Origin of the sequence: Occallatibacter sp., assembly GCF_049510455.1 — a bacterium.
Lineage (GTDB): Bacteria > Acidobacteriota > Terriglobia > Terriglobales > Acidobacteriaceae > Telmatobacter.
Genome location: NZ_JBEKYX010000106.1, coordinates 1 through 12,932, shown reverse-complemented (window position 1 = coordinate 12,932; position 12,932 = coordinate 1). Strand labels below are relative to the sequence as shown.

Sequence of the window (12,932 nt, the reverse complement as noted above, 5' to 3'; positions counted from 1 at the left end):
GCTCCGTCATAGCCCTCGACCAAGCCATCGAAACGCTACTTCCTCAGATCACCGACCACAATGCCCAGGCTTGGTTCAGACTTCGATTCGGAAAGCCACAATAACTGTGAAAATGATCTAAGTGGCACTGTTTTTTCGGGCCCTTTAACAGGTCGATCACTAACCCTGACATTGGTACAGAACTTCAACCAGCCGCGCAACACTGACAGCAACCGGTGCAAAAGATCGGGCAGAAAAGGATGACGATTGGCATCGACCTTGCCGATGTTTGGAGCCATTACTGCACTCTCAACCGGGACGGAGAAGTGGCTTACAGATGTTCCCCACGTACGCGTCGCGATAGAGGCGGTAACTCACTCGATCTGGATCAGTGAGCAGCAGCATAACTCGACATGATGCGATCGTGGCCAACGTCCGGAAGTTGCGTGCAGTCTGCCTGGTCTCTCCGCAGTCCATTACGCAACTACTTGCTGACCGGCTGTACTCTGCCGGGAATAATTATGCAGACAGCATAGCCATCCCGTTGATAGGGGCAAGTCATTTCATCTGGCGCCGAACCGTGGATGATGGTCCATGTCACCGGGTATTGCGTGGACAACCGAGTGAAATCTTCTGCGCGAAAATGGTTCAGGCCATAAGTCGCGCTGCTCATCTGTTTCCACTCGGGAGCCAGATTCGGAAAAATGGCTACAACACCGCTGTCTTTGAAATAATCGGCCAAGGTGGAGCGTTCGCTGATAGCGCGAAAGCCATGCACATCAATGCCTTCGTCCTTGAAATAACGTGAATCCACAGCAAAGACGGCGTCAGTTGGCGTGTTGGTGCGTATCCAAAGCAGTGTATTCACCCAGACATTGGGACTGGTCTTTGACCAGGGCGCTTCAATGTGCGGGCTGTTGGGATAGGTCGCTCCATTGACGACGAACATACCCACAGCCAATGGAATGCAGGCTGCGGCAACCGCCCAGGGACGTGTTTTTGCCACGTACTCCCCGAAAATGCCCCCCAGGAAGAGCATAAAGATCAGTGTGATGAGATGAAAGCTGCGCAGCGGCTGCAAGCGGGCAAAGCCGTCAAGCGAGTGCGAACTGGAGATTACTGCCGCAGCCAGAATTGAGATGACTCCAAACGGGATGAGCGCAAGGCTAAGCCGCTGGAAGACCTGTGTTGTACCCTGCAGCTTGCCCTTTGCAAACCATGCCAAAATGACGAGCGGAGCCAGCAAGCCGAGCCAGTGATACCAGGTCCAGTTTGAAAGAAAGAAGAAGTCGCGCGCATAGAGAGCTTCGCGATAGGGCTCCTGCGCTGGTGCAAGGTGAAAACTAATCGGGAAGGCGGCAATGCAAGAGATTACAGGCGCTGTCTGGCGCTGCCGCACCGGCGCATACAGCTCCGCAAACCAGAGAACAACCGCGAGGAAGGCGAGATACGCCGCCATCTGCGGATGAAACAAAGCAGTCAGTAGAGTGGTGAAGCATGCCAGGCCGTATCGGCGCGAAACAAGACACGTGAGCGTGGCAAGTGTAAGTGGAGTGGAGAAAGAACGGGCTGTCAGGTACGGGTCCATCAGCAGAAGACCAGTATTGGCAGCCGGCATGGTGAGTAAAGCAGTTACGACCATGACGGCAGACCAACGGGCACGCTGCGCAGCAAAGGCCTTCGCTGCAAGTAGCCAACACGAAACCAGCAGAAAGAAGGTAGTTGCTATGTACCAGAGAAAAACTGTCCAGTCCATCGAAAGGTGCAGCAGGCGCGCGGTCCAGGCCAAAACAAACCCGAAGATGGATAGACGCTCGTGCGAAAGAAAGAACTCCGTAGCGTAGGGATAGAGGCTGGCATTCAGGAATTTCTTCGCAGCCGGGATGTAAATCTCGCCGTCTTCCACGCCGAAGTGGTAGCCGTGAATGGCAACTGCAACTACGGTGAGCAGCCCAAGGCGCAAAACCGGCAGAGGCTGGTTCGCGCCAATGCAGATAGATCTTTGATTCGTAATTGGCATTCGTGCTTGAACTTACGGGCCCAAACCCGCGCTGCAGCATCCCACTTTCCTAGAATCATACTCGTCTATTGCCGCAACGGCAGTGCCGCACAGCATTTCTATTACTGTCCACGGCAGAAACTCTGCTGAGGCATGTGTCTCAGGACAATTGAGACAATTGATCCCCGGCTGGCCGCTTCAGCATGTGCGTCCGGGGCGTTGAATGGAGATTAGAGTTTGGGCAGGCCTCTGGCCGTGAGATCCAGATTCAGGAAACATGCGCGCGAGCCAGGGCATATTGACAAAGGACGTTACGCACAAAACGGCACAGCAGACTATTAGTAACCCCATGACGAGGGGCTCACGGTATAGCTTTTCGGGGTTCTGCACAGGACTATCCGGCTTGAATGAAAGATTGAAATAGACCGCCATGAGAAGCGCGATAAATGGAAAGGCGAAAACCATTTCGATGCGGTACCGCATGATGAAGGCGCCAAAAAAAAGCATTGCAGTAGCAGCATAGAAAATGGCCCAGGCAAGCAGCGACTGTTCGCTATAAGCACTGAAGGATGGGCGATAGCGTATGACCGATTCGCTGCCAATCTGGCGATATTCACTGAACCGCTTGAGATCCATGAAGTATGCTCCGAGCGCCCAGTAAGCAACGAGCAGGGATAGCGGCGGGATTGCCGTTGCGGTAACGATATACCAGCCTATGCAGAATCGGATCGGATTATTGATAGACTCCGACAGAACATCAAGGTACGGAATATCCTTGGTCCGGATGGGCGGGATATTATAGAGGAGTCCCATGATCCAAAGGCTTAACACGCTGAAAAATAAGGAGATGGAAACGGCGTAAGCCAAGGCTAAGCCAACCATGCCACATACAAACCACTGCGCGTAGGCGAGTGGCACATTGACACTGCGTATGGCGGCGGGACGCAGGCATTTGACAGGATGTAGTCGATCGAAAGGCGCGTCCAGCAGTTCATTGAGTACGTAATTGCTGCTTGCAATGGCGACCGCAGCGAACAGGCCAAGCATGCTTCGTATGAGCAGGGCAGCACTGGCATGTTCCTGCGTAATGCTCATGGCAATCACAATGCCCGGCACAATAAAAATCTGTTTCACTGAGTGATCAAGGCGAAACAGTGCTAGATGAGCCGCAAAGCGTGCCCGAAAAATACCCGTTGGTGTGGCGATCGTTGTGAGGCCCATGCAATTCTCTAAGCTGTACAGCCAGTTAAAGATGAAAATTACTCGAGCTTCTTTGTGTCATGAAAAGTGTGGCGAAACCAGCAAGCAGGATTGCTCGTTCTGGATACCTGCCAAATTCCCTTACATGAGATCCAATGAGCTCCGGAAATCAGTTTACTTACTACTACATATTAAGGACGTAATAATACCGCCCCATGGATACAAACCATCAGCATTTTTTGAGAGAATTGCAAATCGCCTGGCAATTGCCCAGGGCAGGGGTAGGGCAGAAAGACACGGGTCAAGAAAATATAAGATAGCGTCAACTCTGGTGGTTTGCATTTCGTCTATTAAGCAGACAAGCTGTGGGCTTCAACCCAGCTTCTTAAAGGTTTTAGAAGGGAATAATTACGAGGGATCATGAAAAGACTACTATTACTCATCCCTCTCGTGCTTGTCCTCGTAGGTGCAACTCTGCTTTTTGAACGTCCCGCCTACGCGTACACGGACCCGGGCACAGGGCTACTGGCAATTCAAGCCGCGGGCTCAGCCCTGATTGCGGTCGGATGGTACCTGCGGCGGAAGATTTATTCGATTCTGCATCGGGGATCGGCAAAGAGCCAGAGCAAAGAAAATTCAGTTGCGACGGAGAGGGATGGTTCGCCGCTTTCGTGAGTCACAGGATCAATTTGCCCCAACAAATTTCTCCCGGCTCATACGAACAAGGCGAACTTGAGCTAACCTTTCGTGATCCAGCAGGGCAATTGCTTCTGACTCAGCATCATGCGTTGCGGCACGTCCATCCTGCTGCCGTGGAAGACACGCTGGCATTTCTTGCATCTCCCCTATGTGCGAGTCTGGAGCTTAGCGGCGACCTGATTCCGAGCAAAGTAGACGATTCAGCCGCGGACCCTCAAAAGATTTCCAATGAGCTATGGCTCAAGCATCCGCGTATCGACCCGATCTCGTATCCATGGGAGTGGACGGTAGCACAATGGCGAGCGGCTGCCGAATTGACTCTGCGCATTGCAAAGCAGGCAATCGATGCAGGCTGGGTGTTGAAGGATGCTACACCATTGAATGTTCTTTTTGCCGGCCCGCGTCCAATTTTTGTGGACGTGCTGTCGTTCGAGCGGCGAAATCCGAAATCGAGCGTATGGCTGGCTTACGGACAATTTGTTCGCACATTTCTGTTACCGTTAGTGGCGGCAAAATTCCTGAAATGGCCTTTGCAGGCTACACTCTTTTCTCGTGACGGCTATGAGCCGGCAATGCTTTATAAAGCACTGCCCAGGTGGCGATGCCTCACTCCTGATTTATTCGATGTGATCACGCTGGCTGCGCTCTTTGAGCGTTCAAGCGGCAAGCGGCAAGAAGCGCGGAGACCGTTTAAGGATACGGACCCTGAGCTTGCAAAGCATATTCTGCATAAGCGCATCGACAGGCTTGGCAAGCAGATACGCCACGTTGCTGAAGCCGGCAGCGAAAGCCAATGGAGCGAGTACACGCGATCGGCCAATCACTATCAGGCCGCGGATATAAGCAGCAAGCAGGAATTTGTCAGGAGCGTGCTCGAGCGATGCAGCCCTGCGCATGTGCTCGATATAGGGGCGAATACAGGGACCTATTCTCTGCTGGCATCTAAATCCGGCGCGGAGGTCGTAGCGATCGATAGCGATGAAGCAGCGATTGAAATGCTATGGCGAGCAGCCACTCAGCAAAAGCAACAGATCACTGCCCTTGTGGCCAACATTGCGCGTCCCACTCCTGCAGCGGGATGGAAAAATCGAGAGCAGCTTTCGCTGCTGGAGCGCCTGACGGGAAAATTCGATCTGGTGCTGATGCTGGCAGTGATTCATCATCTCATCTTGCGCGAGCAGTTGCCGCTTACGCATATCGGCGAGCTTTGCGCCAGCCTGACTCACCGATGGCTCGTTCTTGAGTGGGTGCCGCCATCAGACCCGATGTATCAGGAGTGGTTGCGCGGGCGCGATGAGTTATATGGGAGCCTTTCCGAGAGCGATCTTTTGAACGCATTCTCTCCGTTCTTTCGCGTTCTTGACCGAACGGAGCTTGGCAACCAACGGGTTGTCCTCCTCTTCGAGCGCAAAGCCGGCGAAGCATCTCCCCTTGAAGCGGGTCCTGCATGATGAAACGGATTGCGCAGGCATGGGGTTTTGCAGCCATCCTGCTTTTACCAAACTATATTGATCTGACATCGTCGGCCGGAGATGCGCGGATGCGCTTCCCATCGCCTTTGACGAAAATTGCTCTCGCTCACCTGGCAGACTTAGTGATTGTGGCCGTAATCTTTGCCGGTTTAACGGCCTGTCTTCGTCGTTTGCCCGTGTGGCCCAAAATACGGTGGACGCTGATGGCTCTGCTTCCGGTGGCCCTATTCCTTCGCAACCTGAACGTCTTTCCATTCGATATTCCAAATTCGGTGATCATTACCCTCAGCCTTTTGTGGCCTGCAATTCTCATACTCCTCATCTTGAAAACACCGCGCATTGCCCTGTTGTTACGTAACTCCGGAAGCAGCCTGCTGACCGGCTTCGCCATCTTTGCGCTGGTGGTGACGTGGCAGTTGGTCCAGGTTACGCTGTGGCGTCCCGGCCCTCAATCCTATGCAGCCGCGATTCCAGCGCAACCACCCAGCAAACCGCGCCTTGTCTGGATAATCTTTGACGAACTTGCCTACAAACCTGTCTTTGAAATGCGCGATCCATCACTTTCACTGCCTAACTTCGATCGGCTGCGCAATGAGAGCACACTTTTCACGGATATGACGCCGATTGCGTACCGAACTACCCGCGTCATACCGAGCCTGCAGCTCGGGCGCGCCGTAACAGATGTTGAGTACACCGCTGATAACCGTTACCTGGTGCAAACGGAAAACAATCCGCAGTGGCATGCCTTCGACGCCAACGCTTCCCTCTTCGGCATGGCAGAGCAGCACGGCCTTACGACCTCTATCGTTGGGTGGTATATCGCATATTGCCCGGTGTTTGCCGGTACTGCGACGGATTGCTATTGGAGCAACAACGATGCGCAGGATCGCGGCCCGACGATGCTCAGCGCAAGCCTTGCCGAAAATGCCTGGATACCATTGCGCATTATGGCCGAGCAGGCGGTGTGGCCAGGTCGTGCATGGGCTGACCAGGCTGAATGGAATGCGGAGGGCCACATTGCATCCGTTCAGGATTTAAGCCAGAGAGCGCTGGATACGATCTCAACCAGCCAGGCGGATGTCATCTATTTGCACCTTCCCACGCCGCATCCTCCTGCATTCTGGGATCGGCGAAGCAAGAAATTTGCTGTCGGCGGGTCGTATCTGGATTCGCTCGACTACTCGGATAGACTTCTCGGAAAGATTCTCGATCTCCTCGAAGCGCAACCGCGATGGGCCGCGACAACGCTCATCGTGCAGGGCGATCACTCCTGGCGCACCCAGATGTGGAGGCCGCTGCCGGGGTGGAGCGCAGAGGATGAGCGCATCTCGCAGGGAGGTCAATGGGACTCGCGCCCGGTTCTACTGATCCACTCAGCCGGACAGAAAAGCGCAGCGACCATCACGAAAACAACCTCGGTCATGCACGTTCATGACGCAGTTGCAAACTTCGTCAGGTTGGCCGCCACTGTCGCTGATCGGACTGACTTCCACTAACAGCGCTCAGATTCCCGGATCACGTTCATACCGGCCTTCTGCTCTCTTGTCATGCCCTCTATTGGAAGGACTGCGCCGATTTGAGCTGTGTTACGTGACCATGCTCGACATCTTCCGCACCGTCATCAGCTCCAGGACTCTCGAAGCCATGCTGACACAAACCGGGCGGCGCTTCACGCCAGCCTCGTTCAACTTCTTTAAAATTTCCACTGCGTGCAGCGGTTGGCGGCGGAACTCGTTCCCGAAATTTACATACCGAAAAGAAGGCGTCACGCAGAGGTACACAAGCATGACGCCCTGAGGAAATATCCGCAAAAATGGGGCACCAGGGGAACACGGTTGGCTCAGCGCCCAGCGATCTCCGTGCTTTGAAAAAGCTCTCTATCGTCATAAAAGAGCCTTGGCCGATTACTGCGGTCCCGCGACCGTCACGGTAAGATTGACGGAGTGCGAATCACTGCTGGTGAGATTGGTGGACGTTCCCACGCCTGTGATGGTGACGGTCGATGTGCCAGGCGCCGTATACGGGGAATTGGTCAGTGAGCCGCTCCCGCCGCAAGCTGTCATGCTGCCGATAACACCGCAAAGCAGTATTAACAGCATCATCCACTGGCGGATGCGTGTATGCTTCGCCAGCTTGCGACGGTTGAAGGCAATCAGCAAACAAGTCAATCCTCCCGGAAGCCAGAAGATAGACGCCTGCAGTAAATGGTTGCCGTTGCCTCTGGTAAGCGCTCCAACAAGCTGAGTGCTCCCATTGGTATTCACGGTAAGCGTAACGGTTGTAGGTGTACCGGTTCCGTCCACATTGAACGCGGCAGGAGTGAAGATGCAGCTCATGTTTGACGGCAAGGTACCGCAGCTTAACGATACGGTTCCCTCGAAATAATCGATCGGAGTCAAGGTAAGCGTCGTCTGGCTGGTTTGTCCAGGAAGAATGGTGAGAACCTGAGGGTTGGCGGTAATCGTGTAATCGGGGGCAGGTCCGCCGCCGGTAACGGTCAGGGTCCCAGGCATCAATGCGAAGGTGTAATTCACCGCGCTCATGACTCCCTGACTGATGGTGATGGGATAGGTGCCAACTGGTGAACCCCGAATAGCCGTGGTCGCAAGTACCGGAGATCCGCCGACGACAGAGGGTGGATCTCCATTGACGAAGCCCGTGATCGTAGTAGTAAAGGTTGGATTGGCCACATTGGTGGTACGAGTCGCGTTGTTTGCAGCAACAGTCAGGACCGCAGGCGCCACCATAATCGTCTGCGATACAGGCGGGGCGGCAGAATAAATGCCCTGGCCCGGCTGACTGGCTATTACCGTCAGAGCTCCAACGGTGTTAATGTTCAGGATCGAGCCGGTCAAGGTATCCGAACCGGCGACAGTAAAGGTCACGGGGAGACCCGATGTCGAGCTTGCCTTGAGGGCAATCGGACCTATGCCATAGGTCAGGGCTGGGATCGGAGCAAAGGTAATAGTTTGCGCAGTTCCCGCCACGATCGTTATGACGCCATTGACGAAGGTGAAGTTGTAGTTGGACGCCGCAAGCGTCCCCTGCATAACCAGCCAACCGTTCCTGAAATGATGAGCACTTTCAATGCCATCTCTAGGCGCAAGGCAAGAATACTAGCTGAAGCCGGCGCTGAAGGCCAAGTTTTCCTGCTAGGTTCTGCAGAGATTCATTCCTTGTGAACCCAAATGATGTGATGTTGAAGAGTCGCTGTTCTGTCGGCGCGGCGCTACCTCTAGCGACGAGGCACAGATTGTGGATCCCCCTCGCCTCCGATGTCACATCAGATGTCAAAGTCCGATAATTCGTTCGCCCACCAGTACTCTCAACCGTAATTTTGCCCACCAACTTACCTGCCGGATTGTCAAGATGTATCTCCAGCGCGCCATTTCGCATCATTGGATTATCAGAACTTATTTCGACGTGAAAGCTCTTTGCCCCCTCACCAAAATCGACATCGTTGTACTGGAGATAACCTCCATCCCCCATCATCATTTGGTACTCTCCATTGACTCCTGCTTCATCCCAGGCATTCATCCGCACATGAAACTCGATTGCCTCTCGGCGTGGTGCAAATGCATCGAGCGTTAGAATGCTGACGCCCGGAGTTCCTACTCCTTGGTCGTGACTCGGATAGATAGGCTGAAGAGTCCCATCTGGCAACACGGCGAGAGCAGTCACAGCGACCTGACGATGGTGGTCTATGGTTGCATCTGTGATCTCGGAGGCAGCTATCTTCGTTCCAGGCAACTTCCCGTTGTCATAGGGGACATGATATGCAATAAAGAGCTTTCCTTTATAGGAGCACACTCCTTGTTGTATCGAATCGTTTCCATCGCCGGCGGGGTGTATTAGATGGTGAATCGGTCCGTTGAAGGGACCAAACATGCTGTCAGCAACCGTGTAGTCGATATAAGAGCCTCCTGGCTCACATCCAGGCCCTTTGTCATCCTTGAGTGCCACATAGGTGAAATACCACTTCTTTCCAATCTCGAAGATGATGGGACTCTCGAAATAATCTAGCCTCCCGCAGGCGTCTTCCTTAGGAACGACGATATCGCGTGGTGATTCGGCGAGATGGGTCATATCCGGAGCCAAGCGAGCCATTTTGACCCAATTCTTTGAAGTATCTCCAGCACCCCAGAGTAAGTATGGGACATGGTCGTCGTCGTACACAACCCAAGGGCTAAGTCCCTCAAGCGGATGCCCGTCCGGGATTGTCATCGGACCACCCAAAGCGTCTTTGTATGGACCCAATGGATTGTCAGCGGTCAATACACCAATATCGAAGATCCCATAGTTCTGTTCAGAAGCAGAGTTTATTCGGTATGGTGCGTATGAATAGAATTGTCCATTTGCCGGGATTCCGGCATCACCATCCCATAACGCACTGCCTGCATCCCAAGTGACGTCGCGGCTAGTCAGAATAGAGCCATGATCGGTCCAATGATCGAAATCAGTAGTACTCAGTGCATGGAAGGCGAACATGCCTTTGAAAAATGTGTTTGTGCGCTCTGCCTGTACCGTAAAGGGATCTTGCGTTGTGAAGAGATAGAACTTGCCGTTAAGTTCGCGACATGTCGGATCGCTATTGAATAGATAACCTGGCGTAACAAGCTTTTGACCGTGTAGATTGCCAACCATGACGAGAACAATCCCCATCAGAACACCACAAGCCGCCCTCGTAAACTGACCCGTTCCAGAACTCATCTTCGATATCCTTTCTTGTTGTTGTAAGCGTGGAAGATTGGCCGTCTGGACAGGATGATCGGGGTTAGACAAGCTCTTCTTGTGGGGCGATGCAACGTCGCGATCACGGGGGAGAGTTCATGGAGACCACAGTTGAGCTTGTTTCGCGCGGCCCAGGCAAGCGGCGTTACCGGACGTTGGAGGAGAAGCGGCAGATTGTAGAGGAGACGCTCGCTTCGGAGACATCGGTGGCGATTATGGCGCGGCGGCATGCAGTGAACGCCAACCAGTTGTTTCAGTGGCGCAAGCTCTATCAGGCGGGGCTTCTGGGAACCGCGTCCAGCGAGGCGGGAGTCGGCGGTGTGCGACTGTTGCCTGTCACGGTCGCTAACCAACCCGCGGAAGAGCGAGCACAGGAGGCAACGCATGCCGAGTCCTCAGCGGGCGCGATTCATATCGAGTTTCCGGGGCGGGCGCTGGTCAGCGTGGAAGGCCATGCCGATACAGCGGTGGTGCGTGCGGTGCTGGAGAGTCTGCGCGGATGATCCCGGCGAACACTTACATCTGGATCGTGGCGGGAGTGACCGACATGCGCCGTGGCTTCACCGGGCTCAGTGGGATGGTGCAGACTGTACTTGAGCAGAACCCTCTCAGCGGGCAGGTCTTTATCTTTCGCGGGCGCAGAGGCGACCTGGTAAAACTTTTGTGGCACGATGGCGATGGTCTTTGTCTGTTCCAGAAGAGACTGGACCGTGGCCGCTTCGTATGGCCGCAGGCCACCGAGGGCACGGTATCGTTGACGCGGGCTCAGCTCTCCATGTTGTGTGAGGGCATCGATTGGAGACGTCCTGCTCGTAGTTTCTCTCCTCCGATGGCGGTCTGAACACCAGTTATCCGGCAAGGCAACTTATGCTCGCAGTTATCGCTCTTTTCATACCAAAATAGTTACAGATTGTGGCATACTTCCGCCATGGTTGACGCACCTCGAGCGCTGCCGGATCTGGATGCACTGGGCCCTGCGGCGATGAAGGTGATGATTGCAGACCAGCATGCAGTGATCGAACATCTGAAGCTGATCATTGCGAAGCTGCGGCGCATGCAGTTCGGACGCAGGTCGGAGAAGGTCGACCGGCAGATTGAGCAGTTCGAACTCCAGCTCGAAGTCATCGAAGCCAGTCGCGTCGAACCTGTACAGGAGCCGGTGAGTACTCCAACCCCGAAGGCTGTACCATCCGCTGCCGGGAAGCGCCGTCCCCTGCCCGGGCATCTGCGGCGCGAAGTTCACACCCATCTGCCCGAACACAAGGACTGTCCGGAGTGCGGTGGCACACTGAAGAAGCTGGGCGAAGACGTTTCGGAGATGCTGGAGTATATTCCCGCCAGCTTTGTGGTCCTCCGTCACGTTCGCCCGAAGCTGAGCTGCGCACGCTGTGCATGCGTGGTGCAGGCGCCCGCGCCCACCCGGCCTGTCGATCGCGGCCTTGCCGGTCCGGGACTGCTGGCTCACGTTCTCACTGCGAAGTTCGCGGATCATTTGCCCTTGTACCGTCAGTCGCAGATGTATGCCCGCGAAGGCGTCGATCTGGACCGCTCGACTCTGGCCAAGTGGGTTGGAGAGGCCAGCCACCTGCTGGAGCCGTTGGTCGAGGTGCTGCGCCGCTACGTGATGAACACGGACAAGCTGCATGGCGACGACACGCCGCTTCCGGTGCTCGCTCCCGGCAACGGCAGGACGAAGACGGGACGCTTCTGGACGTACGTGCGCGACAGTCGCCCAGCGGGCGACATCGCGCCTCCCGCAGTGTGGTTCACTTACTCGCCGGATCGTAAAGGAGAACATCCGCAGCGGCATCTGGCAAGCTTCCGTGGCATCCTCCAGGCCGACGCCTACTCCGGCTTTAACAAGCTTTACGAAGATGGCTTGATTCAGGAAGCCCCATGCATGGCGCATATCCGGCGCAAGTTTTATGACCTGATGGAGGCGCATCAGTCGCCGATTGCCACCGAGGCGGTTGAACGCATCGCCCCTCTCTATGCGATCGAGAAGGAGATCCGAGGACGACCACCCGACGTGCGGCGCGAAGTCCGCAACGCACGTGCCCGGCCACAGATCGAGTCCATGCGCAACTGGCTGGAAACATCTCTGTCGAAGCTGCCGCGCAAGTCCGAGACGGCGGCGGCTATCCACTATGCGCTCGCCCGCTGGAACGCGCTGGTGCGCTACCTCGACGACGGCCGCATTGAACTGGATAATTCAGCCGCCGAGAGAGCGCTGCGTGCGGTCGCCGTGGGCCGCCGCAACTACCTCTTTGCCGGGTCCGACGCCGGAGGAGAGCGGGCCGCCGTCTTCTACAGTCTGATCGGCAGCGCCAAGCTCAACGGCCTCGACCCGGAAGCCTATCTGCGCCACGTGTTCGGCCGCATCGCCGATCATCCCATATCTCGCATCGAGGAGTTGCTGCCGTGGAACGTCGCCCCAAGCCTGTCACTCGCAAACCAGGCCGCCGCATAGAGAAGCGGCCAGTCGATAGCAACCCCATGGTCGACCTCCTGTCCCTGCCGCACATCGCCGAGTTCATCGACTATGGCGAAATCACGCTCGGACAAATGTACCCTATCGGCTGCGTCGCCGTGGCCGCCGACGAGCACAACTCCCTGGCGATGCTGGTGCGCCGCGAGGGCGAGACTCTGGCCCAGCTGCTGACCCGCCTCGATCAAGCCATCGCCAAGGCACTCGAAGACGACGTCTTCACCGACGAAATCAATCCCCCTCGATAAGCTGCTCGCATCCACACAACCAGTTGTGTCCATCTCCGAAATACGTGGACACAACCGGTCACTCAGCACCCCATAACCATCCGACCCTGTCCAGACGGCCAATCTTCCACGCTTAC

At 55.3% G+C, this 12,932-nt stretch carries 11 protein-coding genes; 7 read left to right on the top strand and 4 right to left on the bottom strand.

Features of this window, described 5'->3' with window-relative positions; translation table 11 throughout:
- Positions 1-463: 463 nt before the first annotated feature.
- Together ABSG47_RS17455 and ABSG47_RS17450 are read right to left on the bottom strand one after the other, a co-directional pair.
- Positions 464-1,999, bottom strand: coding sequence for a hypothetical protein (locus ABSG47_RS17455; protein ID WP_424170982.1), 1,536 nt, complete (start codon positions 1,997-1,999; stop codon positions 464-466).
- 177 nt (positions 2,000-2,176) lie between these two features.
- The gene (locus tag ABSG47_RS17450; protein WP_424170981.1) at positions 2,177-3,199 is read right to left on the bottom strand and encodes a UbiA family prenyltransferase; all 1,023 of its coding nucleotides are present in this window, start codon (positions 3,197-3,199) and stop codon (positions 2,177-2,179) included.
- 399 nt (positions 3,200-3,598) lie between these two features.
- Between ABSG47_RS17450 and ABSG47_RS17445 the strand changes: the two genes are divergently transcribed.
- The 3 genes from ABSG47_RS17445 to ABSG47_RS17435 all read left to right on the top strand — a co-directional run bounded on the left by ABSG47_RS17445 (position 3,599) and on the right by ABSG47_RS17435 (position 6,845).
- Complete coding sequence (locus tag ABSG47_RS17445) at positions 3,599-3,853, top strand: hypothetical protein (protein WP_424170980.1); 255 nt, start codon at positions 3,599-3,601, stop codon at positions 3,851-3,853.
- A gap of 89 nt (positions 3,854-3,942) precedes the next feature.
- Positions 3,943-5,328, top strand: coding sequence for a class I SAM-dependent methyltransferase (locus ABSG47_RS17440; RefSeq protein WP_424170979.1), 1,386 nt, complete (start codon positions 3,943-3,945; stop codon positions 5,326-5,328).
- Positions 5,325-6,845 carry a sulfatase-like hydrolase/transferase gene (locus ABSG47_RS17435; protein ID WP_424170978.1) on the top strand — a complete coding sequence of 507 codons (1,521 nt, stop codon included), beginning with the start codon at positions 5,325-5,327 and terminating at the stop codon, positions 6,843-6,845. The genes ABSG47_RS17440 and ABSG47_RS17435 overlap by 4 nt, the downstream gene beginning before the upstream one ends.
- Before the next feature lie 408 nt (positions 6,846-7,253).
- Here ABSG47_RS17435 and ABSG47_RS17430 read toward each other — a convergent pair whose 3' ends face one another.
- Positions 7,254-8,399 (bottom strand): MBG domain-containing protein, encoded by a 1,146-nt coding sequence (locus ABSG47_RS17430; protein WP_424170977.1) that lies wholly within the window; start codon positions 8,397-8,399, stop codon positions 7,254-7,256.
- Positions 8,400-8,445: 46 nt separating this feature from the next.
- The gene (locus tag ABSG47_RS17425; protein ID WP_424170976.1) at positions 8,446-10,059 is read right to left on the bottom strand and encodes a family 43 glycosylhydrolase; all 1,614 of its coding nucleotides are present in this window, start codon (positions 10,057-10,059) and stop codon (positions 8,446-8,448) included.
- 119 nt (positions 10,060-10,178) lie between these two features.
- Between ABSG47_RS17425 and tnpA the strand changes: the two genes are divergently transcribed.
- The 4 genes from tnpA (at position 10,179) to ABSG47_RS17405 (ending at position 12,816) form a co-directional block, all read left to right on the top strand.
- On the top strand, positions 10,179-10,583 hold the full coding sequence (gene tnpA, locus ABSG47_RS17420) for an IS66-like element accessory protein TnpA (protein WP_424170975.1): 405 nt from the start codon (positions 10,179-10,181) through the stop codon (positions 10,581-10,583).
- Positions 10,580-10,921, top strand: a complete 342-nt coding sequence (gene tnpB, locus ABSG47_RS17415; RefSeq protein ID WP_424170974.1) for an IS66 family insertion sequence element accessory protein TnpB — start codon at positions 10,580-10,582, stop codon at positions 10,919-10,921. The genes tnpA and tnpB overlap by 4 nt, the downstream gene beginning before the upstream one ends.
- An 87-nt stretch (positions 10,922-11,008) precedes the next feature.
- Positions 11,009-12,550 (top strand): IS66 family transposase, encoded by a 1,542-nt coding sequence (tnpC, locus tag ABSG47_RS17410; RefSeq protein WP_424170973.1) that lies wholly within the window; start codon positions 11,009-11,011, stop codon positions 12,548-12,550.
- A 26-nt stretch (positions 12,551-12,576) separates the two neighbouring features.
- The gene (locus ABSG47_RS17405; protein ID WP_424170972.1) at positions 12,577-12,816 is read left to right on the top strand and encodes a hypothetical protein; all 240 of its coding nucleotides are present in this window, start codon (positions 12,577-12,579) and stop codon (positions 12,814-12,816) included.
- The last annotated feature ends 116 nt before the right edge of the window (positions 12,817-12,932 follow it).

What these genes read in the sequence shown, in the direction of transcription:
- ABSG47_RS17430 (WP_424170977.1), bottom strand. Translation starts at nt 8,399, where the DNA reads ATGCAGGGGACGCTTGCGGCGTCCAACTACAACTTCACCTTCGTCAAT.
- tnpB (WP_424170974.1), top strand. Translation starts at nt 10,580, where the DNA reads ATGATCCCGGCGAACACTTACATCTGGATCGTGGCGGGAGTGACCGAC.
- tnpA (WP_424170975.1), top strand. Translation starts at nt 10,179, where the DNA reads ATGGAGACCACAGTTGAGCTTGTTTCGCGCGGCCCAGGCAAGCGGCGT.
- ABSG47_RS17425 (WP_424170976.1), bottom strand. Translation starts at nt 10,059, where the DNA reads ATGAGTTCTGGAACGGGTCAGTTTACGAGGGCGGCTTGTGGTGTTCTG.
- ABSG47_RS17450 (WP_424170981.1), bottom strand. Translation starts at nt 3,199, where the DNA reads ATGGGCCTCACAACGATCGCCACACCAACGGGTATTTTTCGGGCACGC.
- ABSG47_RS17445 (WP_424170980.1), top strand. Translation starts at nt 3,599, where the DNA reads ATGAAAAGACTACTATTACTCATCCCTCTCGTGCTTGTCCTCGTAGGT.
- tnpC (WP_424170973.1), top strand. Translation starts at nt 11,009, where the DNA reads ATGGTTGACGCACCTCGAGCGCTGCCGGATCTGGATGCACTGGGCCCT.
- ABSG47_RS17435 (WP_424170978.1), top strand. Translation starts at nt 5,325, where the DNA reads ATGATGAAACGGATTGCGCAGGCATGGGGTTTTGCAGCCATCCTGCTT.
- ABSG47_RS17405 (WP_424170972.1), top strand. Translation starts at nt 12,577, where the DNA reads ATGGTCGACCTCCTGTCCCTGCCGCACATCGCCGAGTTCATCGACTAT.
- ABSG47_RS17455 (WP_424170982.1), bottom strand. Translation starts at nt 1,999, where the DNA reads ATGCCAATTACGAATCAAAGATCTATCTGCATTGGCGCGAACCAGCCT.